Source organism: Mycobacterium sp. 1245499.0 (genome assembly GCF_001673615.1).
Lineage (GTDB): Bacteria > Actinomycetota > Actinomycetes > Mycobacteriales > Mycobacteriaceae > Mycobacterium > Mycobacterium europaeum_A.
In genome coordinates, this window is the sequence record NZ_LZMG01000262.1 from 1 (window position 1) to 18328 (window position 18328).

Here is an 18328-nt window from a genome sequence, read left to right on the forward strand (position 1 = left end):
CGAGCCCTCCCAGCGGTCCAGGTTGTTCTCGTCCGCCGGAGTCATGTCGTAGAGGACGACGAACACCTTGGACCCCGGGTCCTCGACGACGCTGGCCAGCGCGCCCTCCCAGCCGATGTCCTCGCCACCGAAGGTCAGTCTCCACCCGTGCAGCCAGCCGGTTCCGGCCATCGGCGAATGGGGCGCGCGTTTCTGCATCTGCTCGGGATCCATGTTGGACCCGTACGCGGCGTAGAGCGGCACGGGGAAAGCTTAGACGTCCGACGCTGGCCGGTCTTCCCCCGAGCATTCGCGGGGTCCCCGCCGCTTCGTTAGGTTGGGGGCTGTGGTGACCCGCATCGTGATCCTCGGTGGCGGCCCGGCCGGCTACGAGGCCGCGCTGGTGGCCGCCACCTCACACCCCGACACGACCCGCGTCACGGTGATCGACTCCGACGGCATCGGCGGCGCGGCGGTGCTCGACGACTGCGTGCCGTCCAAGACGTTCATCGCCTCCACCTGGCTGCGCACCGAGTTGCGCCGGGCGCCGCGGCTGGGATTCGAGATCGACATCGACGACGCCAAGATCTCGCTGCCGCAGATCCATGCCCGGGTCAAGCAACTCGCCACCGAGCAGTCGGCCGACATCACCGATCAGCTGCTCGGGATGGGCGTGCACGTGGTGGCCGGCCGCGGCGAGCTGATCGACCCCAACCCAGGCCTGGCCTGCCACCGCGTCAAAGCCACCGCCCGCGACGGCGCCACCAGCGAGTACGAGGCCGACGTGGTGCTGATCGCCACCGGCGCCAGCCCGCGGGTGCTGCCGTCGGCGCCGCCGGACGGCGAGCGGATCCTGACCTGGCGCCAGCTCTACGACCTCAAGGCGCTGCCCGAGCACCTGATCGTGGTCGGGTCCGGGGTCACCGGCGCCGAATTCGTGCACGCCTACACGGAATTGGGCGTGCCGGTGACCGTGGTCGCCAGCCGCGACCGGGTGCTGCCCTACGAGGACGCCGACGCCGCCCTGGTCCTGGAGGAGGCGTTCTCCGAGCGCGGCGTCGAGTTGGTCAAAAACGCCCGCGCGCAATCGGTCACCCGCACCGAGGACGGGGTGCTGGTCACCCTGGCCGACGGGCGCACGGTCGAGGGCAGCCACGCGCTGATGACCATCGGGTCGGTCCCCAACACCGGCGGCCTGGGCCTGGACCGGGTCGGCATCGAGCTGGGCCGCGGGGGCTACCTGACGGTGGACCGGGTGTCGCGGACCTCGGTGGCCGGCATCTACGCGGCCGGCGACTGCACCGGGCTGCTGCCACTGGCCTCGGTCGCCGCCATGCAGGGCCGGATCGCGATGTATCACGCGCTGGGCGAGGGCGTCAGCCCGATCCGGCTGCGGACCGTGGCGGCGACGGTGTTCACCAGGCCCGAGATCGCCGCCGTCGGGGTGCCCCAGACCATGATCGACGACGGTTCGGTGCCCGCCCGCACCGTCATGCTCCCGTTGCGGACCAACGCGCGCGCCAAGATGTCCGGCCTGCGACAGGGTTTCGTCAAACTCTTCTGCCGCCAGGCCACCGGCGTGGTGATCGGCGGCGTGGTGGTGGCACCGATCGCCTCCGAGCTGATCCTGCCGATCGCCGTCGCGGTGACCAACCGCATCACCGTCAACGAGCTGGCGCAGACGCTGGCGGTCTACCCCTCGTTGTCCGGCTCGATCACCGAGGCCGCGCGGCGGCTGATGGCGCACGACGACCTGGACTAGCGGTTAGCCTTGGTGCAGCACGTCCTACTGACCGGTAACCGAGGAGGAGTTTCCCCAGTGAGGAGTCCTGGTCGTGACTGATCCCACCCAGCGCAGCTCCCCGGTATCCGTGCTGGGACCGCGGCAGCGCCAGGAGGCCTGGCAGCGGTTGGGCGCCGAGCAGTTCGACGTGGTGGTGATCGGCGGCGGCGTGGTGGGGTCGGGCTGCGCGCTGGACGCCGCGACCCGCGGGCTCAAGGTGGCGCTGGTGGAAGCGCGCGACTTCGCCTCGGGCACCTCGAGCCGCTCGTCGAAGATGTTCCACGGCGGCCTGCGCTACCTCGAACAGCTGGAGTTCGGGCTGGTCCGCGAGGCGCTCTACGAGCGCGAGTTGTCGCTGACCACGCTGGCGCCGCATCTGGTCAAGCCGATGCCGTTTCTGTTCCCGCTGACCAATCGCATGTGGGAGCGCCCCTACATCGCCGCCGGGATCTTTCTGTACGACCGGCTCGGCGGCGCGAAATCCGTTCCGGCGCAAAAACATTTGACCCGTGCCGGCGCGCTGCGGTTGAGCCCCGGGCTGAAGCGCAGCTCGCTGATCGGTGGAATCCGTTACTACGACACGGTTGTCGACGACGCCCGGCACACCATGACCGTCGCACGCACGGCCGCCCATTACGGTGTGGTGGTGCGCACCTCCACGCAGGTGGTCGCCATGCTGCGCGAGGGCGATCGGGTGACCGGCGTGCGGGTGCGCGACTCCGAGGACGGCGCGATCACCGAGGTCCGCGGGCACGTGGTGGTCAACGCGACCGGAGTGTGGACCGACGAGATCCAGGCATTGTCCAAGCAGCGCGGGCGATTTCAGGTCCGGGCGTCCAAGGGCGTGCACGTGGTGGTGCCGCGCGACCGCATCGTCAGCGACGTCGCGATCATCCTGCGCACCGAGAAGTCGGTGATGTTCGTCATCCCGTGGGGCAGCCACTGGATCATCGGGACCACCGACACCGACTGGAATCTCGACCTGGCCCACCCCGCGGCCACCAAGGCCGACATCGACTACATCTTGGAGACCGTCAACACGGTGCTGGCCATCCCGCTCACCCACGCCGACATCGACGGGGTGTACGCGGGACTGCGCCCGCTGCTGGCCGGGGAGAGCGAGGAGACCTCCAAGCTGTCCCGGGAGCACGCCGTGGCGGTGCCCGCGCCGGGTCTGGTCGCGATCGCCGGGGGCAAGTACACTACCTATCGGGTGATGGCCGCCGACGCGATTGACGCTGCGGCCCAATTCATTCCGGCCCGGGTGGCGCCGTCGATCACCGAGAAGGTCAGCCTGCTCGGCGCCGACGGGTATTTCGCGCTGATCAACCAGGCCGAGCACGTCGCCGAGTTGCAGGGTCTGCATCCCTACCGGGTGCGTCATCTGCTGGACCGCTACGGCTCGCTGATCGGCGACGTGCTGGCGCTGGCGGCCGACAGGCCCGACCTGCTCAACCCGATCAAGGAGGCGCCGGGCTACCTGCGGGTGGAGGCGCTGTATGCCGTAACCGCCGAGGGCGCATTGCATTTGGAGGACATCCTGGCCCGCCGGATGCGCATCTCCATCGAATACTCGCACCGCGGCGTCGACTGCGCCCGCGAGGTCGCCGACGTGGTCGCGCCGGTGCTGGGCTGGTCGGCCGAGGACATCGAGCGTGAGGTCGCGAACTACACCGCCCGGGTGGAGGCCGAGATCCTGTCCCAGGCCCAGCCCGACGACGTGTCCGCCGACGAATTGCGGGCCAGCGCCCCCGAGGCGCGCGCCGAGATCCTCGAGCCGGTCCCGCTCAGTTGAGGCCAGCGCCGCTTCCGGTCCGCGATGGCTTGGGCCCCGCGCGGGTGCGGCTGCGGGGCGGGCAGGTACTGGCCGAACTGACCGCCCGGTTCGGTGCGCGGGCCCGCGCCAAGGTGCTGGCCGGCGAGGTCGTCGCCGCCGATGGCGCGGTAATCGACTGTGCCACAGTGCTTCCCGCCGGTGCGAGCGTCTACCTGTATCGCGAGCTGCCCGACGAGGTGCCCGTCCCGTTCGACATCCCAATACTGCATCGCGACGCCGACATCGTGGTCGTCGACAAGCCGCACTTTCTGGCCACCATGCCGCGCGGGCGCCACGTCGCGCAGACCGCGCTGGTTCGGCTCAGGCGCGAGCTCGGGCTGCCCGAGCTGAGCCCGGCGCACCGGCTCGACCGGCTGACCGCCGGGGTGTTGCTGTTCACCGCGCGGCGCGAGGTGCGCGGCGCCTACCAGACGCTGTTCTCCCGCGGCCTGGTGAGCAAGACCTATCTGGCCCGGGCCGCCGTCGATCCGGAGCTGGAGCTGCCGCGCGTGGTGACGAGCCGAATCATCAAGCGCCGCGGGCACTTACAGGCGTTCTGCGAGCCGGGCGCGCCCAATGCCGAGACGCGGGTGGAGCTGCTATCGCCGGACGGGCTGTACCGGCTGACGCCGCGCACCGGGCGCACCCACCAGCTGCGCGTGCACATGGCCTCGCTGGGCATCCCGATCGACGGGGATCCGTTGTATCCCGACGTGGTCGATGTAGCGTCCGACGACTTCAGCACGCCGCTGCGGCTGCTGGCGCAACGGATCGAGTTCACCGATCCGCTCACCGGTGTGCGACGCGAGTTCGTCAGCCGTCGCGCGGAGCCCTAGCCGTTCTTTTCGCCGGGGTGCTCACGCGTGTCGGTGGCCAATGGCATGATCGAATGTATGTTCGAAGATGTCACCGCGCGGTTCGATGAGCAGTTCGAGCGGCATTATCCGTCGACCACGCCGGTGTCGACGGGGTTGCTGGAGCGGATCGGTGCGGTGGCGCGGGCGGAGAATCGGGCGGCGGCCGCGCAGTTGGTGGCGATTGGTGAGTTGTTCGCCTATCGGTTGTCGCGGTGTGCCGAGACCGAGGAGTGGGCGGTGGACACCGAGGCGGCGGTGGGTGCGGAGGTGGCCGCCGAGCTGCGGATCAGCCAGGGGTTGGCCGCCAGCCGGGTGCGGTACGCGCGGGCGATGCGGGAACGGTTGCCGAAGGTGGGTGCGGTGTTCAAGTCCGGGGATATCGACTTTCGGATGTTCGCCACCTTGGTGTTTCGTACGGACCTGATCACCGATCCTGAGGTGTTGGGCGCCGTGGACGCGGAGTTGGCGGCCACCGTGACCAGGTGGCCGTCGATGAGCCAGGGCCGGTTGGCGGTGCAGGTGGACAAGGTGGTGGCTCGCGCTGATGTGGATGCGGTGCGGCGGCGCAAGGAGCGCGCGGCCGGGCGTGAGGTGTGGGTCGCTGACATGGGGGAGGGGTTGGCGCATCTGGAGGGCACCCTGCTCGCCCCGGACGCCCATGCGCTGGACCGGCGCCTGAACGCGTTGGCGGCCACGGTGTGTGAGCACGACCCGCGTACCCGCGCGCAGCGCCGCGCTGATGCGCTGGGCGCGTTGGCGGGCGGGGCGGATCGGCTGGGCTGTCGCTGCGGGCGCGCCGACTGTGCGGCCGGCAAACGGCCCGCGGGCCCGGTGGTGATTCATGTGGTCGCCGAGCGGGCCGCGCTGGATGGTTGCGGCTTGGCGCCGGCCTGCGAGCTGGGCGCCGAGGGCCTGGTCTCACCGGAGCTGCTCGCCGAGCTGGCCGGCTCGGCCACGCTGGTGCCGCTGGTTCATCCCGGTGGTGCGCCGCCGGAGCCGGGTTATGTGCCGTCCAAGGCGCTGGCCGATTTTGTGCGGTGTCGGGATTTGACGTGTCGTTGGCCCGGCTGTGATCAGCCCGCGGTGAACTGCGACCTCGACCATACGATCCCCTACGCCGACGGCGGGCCGACGCACGCGTCGAACCTCAAATGTTATTGCCGCGCACATCATTTGGTGAAAACTTTTTGGGGGTGGCAGGAACGGCAGCTGCCCGACGGCACGCTGATCCTGACCTCGCCGGCCGGGCGCACCCATGTCACCACCCCGGGCAGCGCGCTGCTGTTCCCCCAGCTCTGCGCGCCCACCGGCGCGATATCGGCTACCGAAGCCGACCCGCCCCGCGACTACTGCGCCGAGCGCACCGCGATGATGCCCAAACGCCGCCGCACCCGCGCCCAGAACCGCGCCGCGCGCGTGGCCACCGAACGCCGGCACAACCGCGACAGCCGGCTGGCCCGGCGGGCCCAAACCCCGACCATGCCCGAAAGAGCGACCGGGTCCGAAAATTACGGGCCCGCTCCGCCGGGCGCCGACGACCCGCCGCCCTTCTAGCGGCATGGACGGCGCGGGACGGGGTAGCCAGCGGCTATGGACATCACCGTCACGTATGTCGGCAACGCCACCACCCTCATCTCGGCGGGTGGGCTGACGCTGCTGACCGATCCCAACTTTCTGCACCGGGGGCAACGCGCCTACCTTGGCCACGGGCTGGTGTCCAAGCGGCTCAAGGAGCCGGCGTTGCGCATCGACGAGCTCCCGCCGATCGACGCGATCGTGCTGTCACACATGCACGGCGATCACTGGGACAGGGTGTCGCAGCGGGGCCTCGACCACGGGCTGCCCGTCGTCACCACCCCGCACGCCGCCCAACGGCTGCACAGGCGCGGGTTCGCCCAGGCGCGCGGCCTGCGGACCTGGCAGCAGCACACGATGACCAAAGGCGGCACCACGCTGACCCTCACGTCGCTGCCCGGGCGTCACGCGCCGGGATGGAGCCAGCGCCTACTCCCGCCGGTGATGGGCACCATGGTGGAGTTCGGGGAAGGCCCTGCAGCGCCCCGCCGCCGGCTCTACATCTCCGGGGACACCCTGCTGATCGAGGAACTCAAGGAGATCCCCGCCCGGTTCGACCCGATCGACGCGGGCATGCTGCACCTCGGCGGCACCCGGCTGCCGGCCGGCGGGCGGCTGCCGTTCGGGCTGACCGTGACCATGGACGGCCGCCAGGGCGCCGAGCTCGTCGCGATGCTGGCCCTACCGAAGGCCATCCCGGTGCACTTCGACGATTACGGCGTCTTCGCGTCGCCGCTGGCCGACTTTACCCGCGAGATGCAGCACCGCGGCTTGGGGGACCGGATCGTCGCGGTGAACCGCGGCGCCTCGGTGACCGTGTAGTGAGGCGGCCGTTTTCGAGTAGTGCCCCTGGCCAGCAAATGTCAAATCGCCCTCAGCTTTGGGTATAGGGTGTCCTAACACCGGGCAGTCGAACTGGGAGGTACCGACCGCAGGTGACGGGCTTCGACGTGCAGAGTTTCAGGGTTCTTCGCGGCCCGGTCAACGCAAATTTGCTGAGGTGTTCTCAGCGTGGGCATTGTGAGACGTGATGGATCTTTTTGCACCCCCCGAGGTCACCTCGACGCTCATCCACACCGGGCCGGGCGCGGGCTCGCTGATCGAGGCCGCCGGCGCGTGGCAACGTGTGGCCGTCGAGCTGGAGAATTCGGTCTCCACCTATGCCTCGACGCTGTCGTCGCTGATCGAGTCCTGGGACGGGCCGTCGGCGACGGCGATGCTGCAGTCCGTCCAGCCCTACCTGCTCTGGCTGCGCGAGACCGCGCAGCAATCCGCGCAGCTGGCCACCTCGGCCGAGGCCGCCGCGTCGGCGTTCACCGCCGCCCGCGCGTCGATAGTGCCTCCGGCGGTGGTCACCGCTAACCGGACACGACTGGCGCAGCTGCTGGCCACCAACCGGTTCGGCACCAACACGGCCGCCATCGCCGAGACCGAGAACGAATACCAGACCATGTGGGCGAACAACTCGGCGGCGATGAGCCGCTACCAGGCGTCGTCCTCGCAGGCGACCACGCAGCTGTCGAAGTTCAGTTCGCCCCTTCCCGACACCAGCCCGGACGGCACCGCCAACCAAGAGGAAGCGGTGACCCAAGCCCAGCTCTTGGACGCCGGCAACGTGAGCCAAAGCCTGTTGGGCGCGGACTCGTCGCTCGGCGGTATCTTCGGCAGCGACGGCGACCCGAACAGCGGGTGGTTCGGCTACTGGAGCACCTGGGGAAACCAATTCATCTCGTCCGGCTTCCCCATCAACATGCTCAGCTACCTGGCGCAGAACTCGTCGGCCAGCGCGCTGCAGAGCGTGGGCGGCGACATCGGCACCGGCCTGTCCGAGGGCCTGGGCGCGGCCACCGCGAGCCTGTCCAGCGCCGTCAAGGACGTCGGCGCGGGAATGGCGCCGACCGGCGCGATGGGCGTCGGGGTGTCGCTGGGCAAGCTGACCGCGCCCCCCGCCGTGGTGGGGCTGTTGCCGGGGACCCAGACCGGGGTGCAGCTCGCGTCCGCGGCCTCGCCGCTGCCCGCGGCGGAATCCGGATTCCCGCTGATGCCGATGATGGTGCCGCCGACGGCGGCCTCGGCGGGCACCGGCTGGCGAAAACGCAAACAGCAGAAGTACGAGGACGTTGCCCTCGGCCAGGAGGTCAAAGGCAAAGTGATGCCTCGAAACCCATCGGCGGGATGACCCTGACGATGGCGCCCCGCGACTGCGGACGCCGTACAGCGCCGCCGGGCAGGTCAACGGCGACCAGCAGCAGGACGCCACGGTATCCCGCCGTCACCCACTCTGCGATTACCGGACGGGCCGACGCAGCGCGTTCGCCCCAACCACGTTCTTCCCCAAGGTAAAGGTTCATGGATTTCGGGATACTGCCGCCGGAGGTCACTTCGGCGCTGATCCACTCTGGACCCGGTGCTTGGTCATGGATCGAAGCCGCCGCCGTCTGGCAGGAGCTCAGCGCCGAGCTCGAGCAATCCGCCACCAGCTACACCGCGGAGTTGTCGGAGCTGATGACGACGTGGCACGGCCCGTCCGCCCTGGCGATGGCCCAAGCGCTCGAACCCTACCTCGACTGGTTGCGTGTCACCGCCCAGCAATGCCAGCAGGTCGCCACCTCGGTGCAGGTGATGACCACGGCGTTCGAGTTGACGCACTGGACGGTGGTGCATCCCTCGCTGGTCGCCGCCAACCGGGCGCGGCTGGCAATGTTGTTGGCCACCAACTTCTTCGGGGTCAACTACCCGGCCATCGCCGAAACCGAGGCCGAATATCAGGCCATGTGGGTGAACAACTCGGCAGCGATGATCCGCTACGCCGCCACCTCGGCGAGCGCCGTGCAGCCGCCGACCTTCACACCGCCGCCGCCGGTCACCAATCCGGCGGGCGTGACGATCCAAACCACGCTGGTGCCCGCCACGACGACGACCGACTCCGGGATCATGACGGCCGCCGACATCTCCGGGGCCAGCGAAGACCTCGCGGCCTCCAGCGCCTTCGGCCTGGACCCGGACTCGGGCTGGTTCAGGTACTTCAGCGTGTGGGGATGGCAGTTCATCGCGAGCGGTTTCCCGGTCAACCTGCTCGCCTACCTCGCCCAGGTCAACACCGCCCAGGCGCTGCAGGGCGGCGTCGCCGCCGACGTCTTCGGCGGCCTGTCCGAGGCAACGGCCGACTTGTCTGCGGCCGACGCGAGCCTGGTCAGTGCCGTCGGATCGTCGATGGCGCCGCGCGCGACGCTGGGCATCGGCATCTCGCTCGGCAACCTGACCATGCCGCCCGCGACGGTGGGCATGCTGGGGTCTTCGGCGCCGGTGCAACTGGTGTCGGCGGCCTCCCCGCTGCCGGCCGGGCCGGGTCAGACGCCCATGCTCCCGATGGCCCCGATGCGCCCGGCCCGCGGCGCGGCGAGCGGCCGGCGGCGCAAGGGACGCGACTACGACGATATCGAGTACGGCGCCGAGCTTCCGGGCACCGTGATGCACAGGCCGCCGTCGGCCGGATAGCGCCGGCTGCGCGACTCCATCATGCGGTTGCGGACGATGTGCTCGACCAGGATGGGGACGAAGGTCTGCACCGGTGCGTCGATGAACCGTTGCGCCGTCTCGTCGCACCAGCGCCTGATCTGAGCGGTGCGCCGTTCGTCGCCGAGCCCCTCGTGGCGGGCCAGCTTCTCGGCCACGTCCCCCACCGACCGGCCCACCGCGGCCGGGACGCGCCTCGACACCGCGGCGGCGGGCGCGCGCACCGCGTCGAGTTCCCGGCGGGCGGCGTCCTCCTCGGTGTCCGGCCGGATGACATGCAGCGTGATGTGGCGGCCGCTGTCGCCCATCACGATGACGCTGGTCGGCTCGTCACTGGTGAAGCCCAGCAATTCGATTGCGTGCCCGTCGATTTGCGCCAGCGCCGGCGTGTCGTGCCAGCCGTTGCGGTGATACCCCACCATGACGATCCGCCCCAGCCGGTCGGACAGCGAGGCCGCCAGGCCCGGCAGCTCGTCGACCAGGGTCGTCGACCGCGGCCACCAGGCGCCGTCGACGTGCTCGGAAACAGCCCGATAAGGCTTGAGTTGCAACCGGTTTGATCGCTCCATTGCACAAGATCAGCACGGCCAGTCGGCGGCCGCGGCGCGGGTGAGTGGCTGGCGGGTTTACCGATCGTGAACAACGGTTGAGAAGATGTCGGGGTGCAGATCGCTTCGAATGTTGTCGGCCAGGTGTGGCGCGGCGGCAAGGCGCAGGACGGCTTCGAGTTCGACAAGATCTCGGACTACCTCACCGAACCCGACACCCTGGTGTGGGCCGACCTGTGCGAACCGGACCACGACACCCTGTGCGGGCTGGCCGACGAACTCGGGCTGAACCACTGGGCGGTCGAGGACGCGGTCGCCGCGGCCGAGCGGGTCAAGGTCACCGCCTACGAAAGCCACACCTTCTTCACGGTCTACGCCGTCGACGTCGCAACCGCTTCCGTCGATACGCCTGAGCGGATGCTGTCGATGCAACGCATCTCGGGATTCGTGCTGCCGCAGGGGCTGATCACCGTGCGGCTGACGCCCGACTTCGACATGGCCCAGGTGACCCGCCGGTGGCAGGAGATCGGCGGCCAACGCTACGGCGTCGGCGCGTTGGTGCACGGGCTGCTCGACGTGGTGGTCGACAGCCACTTCACGGCGGTCGAAGCCCTGGACGACTGCATCGAGGCCATCGAGGACGAACTGTTCGACGGCAGACCCCGCAAGGGCGTCTTCCAGCGCCGCACGTTCCGGCTGCGCAGGGACCTGGTGAACCTGCGGCGGGTGGCCCTGCCGATGCGCGAGGTCGTCAATGCCATACAGCACCACCGCATTTCGGACGGCTCCGATCGGCAGCTGGACCCGCTGTACGCCGACCTGTACGACCACGTGCTGCGGGTCTCGGAATGGACGGAGTCGTTGCGCGACATGGTCACCACCATTTTCGAGACCAATCTGTCGCTACAGGACGCCCGATTGAACACGGTCATGAAGAAGCTGACGGGATGGGCGGCCATCATCGCCGTGCCGACGGCCATCACCGGCTTCTACGGACAGAACGTGCCCTACCCCGGCTTCGGCACCCATGCCGGATTCGCGGCCAGCACCGGCGTGATACTCGTTTTGATGGTGGTGCTCTACGTGATGTTCAAGCGGCGCGATTGGCTGTAGGAAACCGGGGCTACTCCACCACGGACGGCGCCGAAATGCCTTGGTGCAGGCCCTGGTTGATGTTGTCCCGCAGGGCCGGGCTGCCCGGCGGATCCGAATCCTGGCAGGCGCAACTGAGATGGCTGAAGGGGTTGGGGTCGATGGCCGCCGAGGCCGTGGCCCACCCGGATGCGCCGAGCGCGATTGCAACGCCCGCCACACCGAGCAAAAGTTTGGGAATCATGTTCGGCCCTGAGCTTCTTCGTTTTGCGATACCTGAAATTTTTTCGCGGTTGCATCACGAACCTGTCAACCGGCGGTAAATTTCAGGATCCGGAAGAAGCGGCCGAATCCGCGTACTTGGGGCAATACGCCTTGATGCTGACCCCGACGAAATAGCCGGCGTGGTAGCTGTCCAGGGTGCTGCTGGACAACACGTTGTTGGCGACCTGTTCCGGTGTCTGGCCCATGTCGAGTTCGTGGCACACGGTGTGCCCGGAGTTGACCGCGGTGTCGGGCGACTCGTAGTTGATGCCCTTGGCTTTCAGCGCGGCCAGAAATGCGTCATCGGCAGACGTGGCGTTCGCGGTCGTGGATGCGGCCAGCACGCCGAGCAGCCCGGCCACCGGCGCGACGCCGATCGCCAGGATCGAGCGCGCCCGGACGGGCTTGCGTATCTGGGTGGTCGTCATTTCTGATACTCCCGTGGAACAGAAGTGCCGTCGCTTGCTGAAGGCGGGGCTAGTTCGAATGCTTGCATGTCGCGGTGCCGCCGGGTGCGGGATCGCCGATAATGCGGTGTGTGCCACACAAGGGTTTGCTCCCGCGTCGGACGCGCGTTACCGGCGAGCCCGCGCCGGCGCGCTGCCGGTGATCTGACGACATGGCATACGGGCGGTGGCTGTGGCTCGCTGTGGTGGCGATATGCGTGGCCGGCTGCGGCGTGCGGCACGTGTCGGCGGCGAGCGCTCGAGACATTCCGGGCACCTTTCGATCCGGCGGCATGGACCGAACCTACATGTTGCACGTGCCGGCGGGCGACCCCGTCGGGCTGGTGCTCAGTTTGCACGGCGGCGGTGGTAGCGGGATCTCGCAGCGCGCCCTGACGGGCTTCGACACCGTTGCTGACGCCCACAACCTGCTGGTGGTTTACCCCGACGGTTACGACAAGAGCTGGGCCGACGGGCGCGGCGCCTCGCCCGCCGATCGCCACCACATCAACGATGTGGCATTTCTGGTCGGGCTGGTGACCAAGGTGCAGCACGACTACGGCGTCGCGCCCGGGCACGTGTTCGTCACCGGGATGTCCAACGGCGGCTTCATGAGCAACCGGCTGGCGTGCGACCGGGCCGACGTCTTCGCCGCGGTCGCCCCGGTGGCCGGCACCCTGGGCGTCGGGGTGGCTTGCAACCCGTCACAGCCGGTGGCGGTCTGGGAGGCCCACGGCACGGCCGACCCGCTGGTGCCCTTCAAGGGTGGGGCGGTGCGCGGGCGCGGCGGGCTGAGCCATTCCATCTCGGCGGACACCATGGTGGACAAGTGGCGTTCGGCCGACGGCTGCCAGGGCGATCCGGCCATGGAGGCGCTGCCCGATGTCCGCGACGGCACCGTCGTGCACCGCTACGAGTCCACCGGGTGCGCGGCCAACACCGAGGTGGTGTTCTACAAGATCGACCGCGGCGGGCACACCTGGCCGGGCGGCAAGCAGTACCTGCCGGCGGCCGTCATCGGCCCCACCACCCGCGCGCTGGACGGGTCCGAGGCCATCGCCCAGTTCTTCCTCGCGCACGCCCGCGACTAGCGGTGATCGCAAGCGCGGCGAAGCCGGGCGCCGGGGGTCGCCGCCATCGCGACTAGCGGCGATCGCAAGCGCGGCGAAGCCGGGCGCCGGGGGTCGCCGCCATCGCGACTAGCGCCTCAGCGCTGGCACGACGGGCACCAGTAGGTCACCCGTTCCGTCGCGTCGTCGAACTCGACCGCGGTGCCGCAGCGGCGGCAGGGCTGGCCCGATCGCCCGTAGACCCATAGCTGCCGGCCCGCCCGGGTGTCGCCTGTGGTGCACCGGTTCCAGCGGAACCTGTTGAGCCACAACATGTCCCGGGCGCGCGAGACCAGCCGGCGGGGATCGGCGATGTCACGCACCGGCGCGGTGGGCAGATGCCCGGTGAGGAAACACAATTCGTTGCTGTACACGTTGCCGACCCCGGCCAGCACCCGCTGGTCCAGCAGCGCCTCGGCGATCGGCCGGTCCGGGTCGGCGGTCAGATTGGCCGCGGCCAGGGCCGGGTCCCAATCTTCGCCCAGCAGGTCGGGGCCCAGGTGCGCGACGGCGTCGCCGTCGCGGTCGCGTTCCAGGACCTCCAGCACCCCCAGGTCGACGCCGACCGCCCGGGCGGTGGCGGTTTCCAGGATGATGCGCGCCCGGTGGTCGACGCGCTGCGCGCGCTTGCCGACCCGCCAGCTGCCGTCCATTTTCAGGTGCGAGTGAATGCTGGCCGGCCCCACCCGGATGAACAGGTGCTTGCCGCGGCTGAGCACCTCGTCGACCACCCGCCCGGTGAGATCGACGGTGGCGAACCGCGGCACCCGGATGTCGCAGCGGGTCAGCGTGCCGCCGACCAAATGCTCGCGCAGCACGGCGGCGGTGTGCCAGACGGTGTCACCCTCGGGCATGTCAGCGCAGCCGCATCCCGCGCGGCGTGCGGGCGAATCCGGCGTCGGACAGGGCGTCGGCCGGGCCGGGCCCGCCCGCGTTTGGCTGCAATGCCGGCGCCCCGTCGATGCGTTCGACCAGGATCGACGCGACGCGGCGGGAGGCGACCAGGTCGGCCAGCGCGGTGGCCGCGGCGTGCTGGGCGGCCGGGTCGTCGGTGAAGGTGAGCAGCGACCGGCCGCCGCGCTCGAGGAACCAGGCCAGCTCGCCGTCGACCAGCACCACCAGCGCGCCGGCCTTGCGGCCCGGGCGGGCCCCCTCGCCGCGGGCGCCCGGCCACGGCAGCGCGGCGCCGTAGGGGTTGGCCGGGTCCGCGGCGGCCAGCGCGACCGCCCGGTACTCGGGCCGTTCCGGGTCGACCCCGTCGGAGTAGGCGCGCAGCCGGTCGACGGTCGACGCGACCGCGAACTGCGCCCCGCCCAGCGACTCGATGAAGTAGCCGCGCTGACAGCGGCCCGCGTCCTCGAAGGTGCTCAGCACCTTGTACAGCGTGGCGAACCCGCCGAGCACGCCCTCGGCCGCCACCGCGCCGCGGGTCAGCACGCCGTGGCGGCCCAGCAGGAGCTCGGCCTGGTAGTGGGCGCGCAGCGTGGAGTCCGGCTCCGGGGCCGGCAGGATCGACCACCGGCCGGCCACGGTCGGATCGGCGGGCCGGGAGTGGGGATGCGCGACGCTGTAGCGGCTCAGCCGCGGCGGCCGGTGCGACCGGTGCGCGGGCGCCGAGCGCTTGCGGCTTCCGGTGCCACCGAGCAGGGCGCGCACCGGGGCGAACGTGTCGCCGGTGATCCAGCCGGCCCAGATCAGTTCCCACAACGCGGCTTTGAGCTCGGACTCGCCCAACCCGCTCTGGGTGAGCTGGCGGAAGAAATAGGCGCCGCCCGGGGCCAGCGTGTCCAGGACGGCGCGGTGGGCGTCGCCCAGCTCGATGTCCGCCGGCCCGGCCAGGGTCAGCGGCGCGGATTCGCTGGGATGCAACGCGATCCAGCCGTCGCCGGTCGAAATCGACCCGGCCCCCGACCAGGTGACCTCGCCGGTGGCGAGCAGCTCGTCGAGCAGCGCGGGGGAGTAGTCGCGGACCCGGGGCGCCAGCACCAGCGGCTCGACCGCCGAGGCGGGCATCCGCACACCGGCCAGCTGATCGATCACCGACATCAGGCCGTCCAACCCGGAATGGCTTGGCGAGCGCGATGATTCGGCGGAGCCCACGCGATGCCAGGCCGGTAGGAACCGGCCGTAGGCGGCGGTGCTGACCGGCTCGACCTGGGCACGCAGCGCCGCCAGGGACCGCCGCCGCAGGATGCGCAGCACGTCGGCGTCGCACCACTGTTCGCCGCCGGCCACGGGCGCCCCGTCCGCCTCGGCCGCGGCGACGAAGTCGCCGCGCACCAGCCGGCCGTCACCGGCCAGCCGGCCCAGGATGTCGGCGGTCACCCGCAGCCCCAGCCCGAACCGGGTGGCGGCCTCGGCCGTGGTGAACGGGGTGTGGGTGCGCGCGTAGCGGCCCAGCAGTTCACCCAGCGGGTCGGCCACCTCCTCGGTGAAGGCGGCCGGCACGCCGAGGGGGACCGCGATGCCGATGCCGTCGCGCAGTCGGCCGATGTCCTCGATGGCCCCCCACCAGCTGCGGCCGGCGAACGACACCGTCAGCGCGCGCCGGGCCGCGCGTAGCCCCTCCAGCCAACCTCCCACGTCGGCGCCGCCGGCGCGGGCGGCCACCTCGTCCTCGGTCAGCGGGCCCAGCAGCCGCAGCAGGTCCGCCACCGCCTCGGCGTCGCGGGCGGCCCGGTCCGGCGCGAGGTGCTGGAGCTGGCGGCCGGTGGCGGCGATGATCTCGGGGTCGAGCAGGTCACGCAGCTCCACCCGGCCCAACAGCTCGGCGAGCAGCGTGCTGTCCAGTGACAGCGCGGCCGCCCGGCGCTCGGCCAGCGGGCTGTCGCCCTCGTACATGAACGCGCCGACATAGCCGAACAGCAGCGACGCCGCGAACGGCGACGGCCGTTGCGTCTCGACCTCGAGCACCCGCACCCGCCGCTGCGCGATGCCGGTCATCAGCCGGGTCAGGGCGGGAACGTCGTAGACGTCCTGCAGGCATTCGCGGATGGTCTCCAGCACCACCGGGAAGTCGGGGTATTTGCGGGCCACCTCCAGTAACTGGGCGGCGCGCTGGCGCTGTTGCCACAGCGGCGAGCGGCGCCCGGGATGCCGGCGCGGCAACAGCAGGGCGCGCGCCGCGCACTCGCGGAACCGCGACGCGAACAGCGCCGAGCCGCCCACCTCGGCGGTGACGATCGGGTCGATCTCCTCGGCGTCGAAGACGAAAAGGTCGGCGCCGGGCGGGGTTTCGGTCCCGCCGTCCGACGCGAAATCCGAAATGGTGTCGGGCAGCCGCACCACGACGCCGTCGTCCGACGCGGTGGGCTTCTCGTCGATGCCGTAGCGCTCGCGCAGCCGGCGGGCCACCGCCAGCGCCAGCGGCCCGTTCACCGGCAGCCCGTACGGCGAGTGCAGGATCACCCGCCAGTCGCCCAGCTCGTCGCGGAACCGCTCGACCAGCAGCGTGGTGTCGGTCGGCACCGCCCCGGCGGCGCCGCGCTGCTCCTCGAGCAGGCCCCACAGGTTGTCGGTGGCATACGCGTCGAAACCCAGTTCGGCGCAGCGGGTGTCGAAGGCCGCGCGCTTGAGGCCGGCCAGCTCGCCGGTGAAGGCGCCGAGGGCGGCACCCAGCTCGGCCGGGCGGCCCAGGCCGTCGCCGCGCCAGAACGGCAGCCGGGCGGGTTGGCCGGGGGCGGGGATCACCAGCACCCGGTCGTGGGTGATCTCGGTGATCCGCCAGCTGGTGGCGCCCAGCGAGATGACGTCGCCGGGGCGCGACTCGTAGACCATTTCCTCTTCGAGTTCGCCCACCCGCGAAGGCTTTTCGGCTTCGGAGGCCAGATACACGGTGAACAGCCCGCGGTCGGGGATGGCGCCGCCCGACGTCACGGCCAGCCGCTGCGCGCCGGGCCGCGCGGTCAGCGTGCCGGTGTCGCGGTCGTAGACCAATCGCGGTCGCAGCTCGGCGAATTCGGTGGACGGGTACTTGCCGCTCAGCAGGTCCAGGGTGGCCTCGTAGACGCTGCGCGGCAGCGTCGCGAACGGGGCGGCGCGCCGCACGGTGTCGAACCACCGATCGGCGTCCAGCGGTTCCAGCGCCGCCGCCGCGACGGTCTGCTGCGCCAGGATGTCCAGCGGATTGGCGGGCACCCGCATGGTCTCGATCTGGCCGGTCAGCATGCGCTGCACGCTGACCGCGCAGCCGATCAGGTCGGTCCGGTGCTTGGGGAACAACACCCCCTGCGAGACCTCGCCGACCTGGTGGCCGGCCCGGCCGATGCGCTGCAGGCCGCTTGCCACCGACGGCGGCGCCTCCACCTGGATCACCAGATCCACCGCGCCCATGTCGATGCCCAGCTCCAGGCTGGAGGTGGCCACCACCGCCTTGAGCAGCCCGCGCTTGAGGTCCTCCTCGACCAGGGCGCGTTGTTCCTTGCTGACCGAGCCGTGGTGGGCGCGCGCCAGTATCGGGTCGGCGCCGTAGGTCTGGCCGCTGCCCATGATGTGCGCCGGGGCGCCCCCGGCCACCTTCGGGTTGGCGTCCGTGGCGAGTTCGACGCCGCTGCGCTCGGCGTGAATCTCGTTGAGGCGGGCGGTAAGCCGCTCGGCCAGTCGCCGCGAGTTGGCGAACACGATGGTCGAATTGTGCGATTCGATCAGGTCGACCAGGCGGTTCTCCACGTCGGGCCAGATGGTGTTGTTCGCCAGGTTGGCCATGTCCGGCACCGGCACCTGCACGCTGAGCTCGACGGTCTTGGCGGACGGCGGGGCCACGATGGTCGTCGGTCCTGCGCCGGACAGGAACCGGGCGAGCTCCTCGGGCGGGCGGACCGTGGCCGACAACCCGATGCGCTGGGCGGGCTTGTCCTCGCGCAGCGCTTGTGTCAAATCCTGGAGGCGCTCCAGCGACACCGCCAGGTGCGCGCCGCGCTTGCCGGCGGCGATGGCGTGGATCTCGTCGACGATCACGGTCTGGACGCCGGCCAGCGTCTCGCGGGCGGCCGAGGTGAGCATCAAGAACAGCGACTCGGGCGTGGTGATCAGCACGTCGGGCGGGCGGTTGATCAGCTGGCGGCGTTCCTGTGGGCGCTGGACAGCCTCGCCGCCTCGGCCGAGCGTCCGCCCGGCACCCGGGTCCTCTACGTCTCCCCGCTCAAGGCGCTGGCCGTCGACGTCGAGCGCAACCTGCGCACCCCCCTGGCCGGGCTCACCCGCATCGCCGAAAGCCGGGGCCTGCCCGCCCCCGACATCAGCGTCGGGGTCCGTTCCGGCGACACCCCGCCCACAGGAACGCCGCCAGCGTCTTACCCGATCCGGTCGGGGCGATCACCAGTGTGTTGTGGCCGTCGCCCACGC

Annotated in this window: 14 protein-coding genes and 1 pseudogene; 9 read left to right on the forward strand and 6 right to left on the reverse strand. The window is 70.7% G+C overall.

The window, feature by feature from the left end; genetic code table 11:
* Positions 1-243 (reverse strand): gamma-glutamylcyclotransferase family protein (locus A5646_RS14830; RefSeq protein WP_197505203.1); only part of this gene is annotated, 243 nt, incomplete at its 3' end.
* A gap of 82 nt (positions 244-325) precedes the next feature.
* Here A5646_RS14830 and A5646_RS14835 point away from each other — a divergent pair.
* The 7 genes from A5646_RS14835 to A5646_RS14865 all read left to right on the forward strand — a co-directional run bounded on the left by A5646_RS14835 (position 326) and on the right by A5646_RS14865 (position 9508).
* Positions 326-1741: an NAD(P)H-quinone dehydrogenase gene (locus A5646_RS14835; protein WP_067022322.1), complete on the forward strand. Its 1416-nt coding sequence runs from the start codon at positions 326-328 to the stop codon at positions 1739-1741.
* A gap of 73 nt (positions 1742-1814) precedes the next feature.
* Positions 1815-3557, forward strand: coding sequence for a glycerol-3-phosphate dehydrogenase/oxidase (locus tag A5646_RS14840; RefSeq protein ID WP_066859680.1), 1743 nt, complete (start codon positions 1815-1817; stop codon positions 3555-3557).
* Entirely contained in the window at positions 3554-4414 is an 861-nt protein-coding gene (locus A5646_RS14845; protein WP_067022324.1) for a pseudouridine synthase, read from the forward strand. The genes A5646_RS14840 and A5646_RS14845 overlap by 4 nt, the downstream gene beginning before the upstream one ends.
* Positions 4415-4471: 57 nt before the next feature.
* Complete coding sequence (locus A5646_RS14850) at positions 4472-5989, forward strand: HNH endonuclease signature motif containing protein (protein WP_067022333.1); 1518 nt, start codon at positions 4472-4474, stop codon at positions 5987-5989.
* 36 nt (positions 5990-6025) lie between these two features.
* Entirely contained in the window at positions 6026-6832 is an 807-nt protein-coding gene (locus A5646_RS14855) for an MBL fold metallo-hydrolase (protein WP_066868584.1), read from the forward strand.
* A 208-nt stretch (positions 6833-7040) separates the two neighbouring features.
* The gene (locus tag A5646_RS14860) at positions 7041-8189 is read left to right on the forward strand and encodes a PPE family protein (RefSeq protein WP_066880126.1); all 1149 of its coding nucleotides are present in this window, start codon (positions 7041-7043) and stop codon (positions 8187-8189) included.
* A 170-nt stretch (positions 8190-8359) separates the two neighbouring features.
* Complete coding sequence (locus tag A5646_RS14865) at positions 8360-9508, forward strand: PPE family protein (RefSeq protein ID WP_066880124.1); 1149 nt, start codon at positions 8360-8362, stop codon at positions 9506-9508.
* On the opposite strand, the gene A5646_RS14870 is transcribed toward A5646_RS14865, so the two are convergent.
* Positions 9439-10095, reverse strand: coding sequence for a DUF5994 family protein (locus A5646_RS14870; protein ID WP_067022325.1), 657 nt, complete (start codon positions 10093-10095; stop codon positions 9439-9441). The genes A5646_RS14865 and A5646_RS14870 overlap by 70 nt on opposite strands.
* Before the next feature lie 93 nt (positions 10096-10188).
* Here A5646_RS14870 and A5646_RS14875 point away from each other — a divergent pair, with 93 nt between their 5' ends.
* The gene (locus A5646_RS14875) at positions 10189-11187 is read left to right on the forward strand and encodes a magnesium transporter CorA family protein (RefSeq protein WP_067022327.1); all 999 of its coding nucleotides are present in this window, start codon (positions 10189-10191) and stop codon (positions 11185-11187) included.
* A 10-nt stretch (positions 11188-11197) separates the two neighbouring features.
* Here A5646_RS14875 and A5646_RS14880 read toward each other — a convergent pair whose 3' ends face one another.
* Positions 11198-11386 carry a hypothetical protein gene (locus tag A5646_RS14880; protein WP_231998333.1) on the reverse strand — a complete coding sequence of 63 codons (189 nt, stop codon included), beginning with the start codon at positions 11384-11386 and terminating at the stop codon, positions 11198-11200.
* A gap of 106 nt (positions 11387-11492) precedes the next feature.
* Entirely contained in the window at positions 11493-11858 is a 366-nt protein-coding gene (locus A5646_RS14885) for a DUF732 domain-containing protein (RefSeq protein WP_066868567.1), read from the reverse strand.
* 191 nt (positions 11859-12049) lie between these two features.
* On the opposite strand from A5646_RS14885, the gene A5646_RS14890 reads away from it, so the two are divergent.
* Entirely contained in the window at positions 12050-12967 is a 918-nt protein-coding gene (locus tag A5646_RS14890; RefSeq protein WP_067022329.1) for a PHB depolymerase family esterase, read from the forward strand.
* A 116-nt stretch (positions 12968-13083) separates the two neighbouring features.
* Here the strand turns inward: A5646_RS14890 and nei2 are convergent, their stop codons facing one another.
* Positions 13084-13839 carry an endonuclease VIII Nei2 gene (nei2, locus tag A5646_RS14895; RefSeq protein ID WP_067022331.1) on the reverse strand — a complete coding sequence of 252 codons (756 nt, stop codon included), beginning with the start codon at positions 13837-13839 and terminating at the stop codon, positions 13084-13086.
* A gap of 1 nt (position 13840) precedes the next feature.
* Positions 13841-18328 (reverse strand): annotated as a pseudogene (locus A5646_RS14900) (ATP-dependent helicase); the annotation flags it as partial.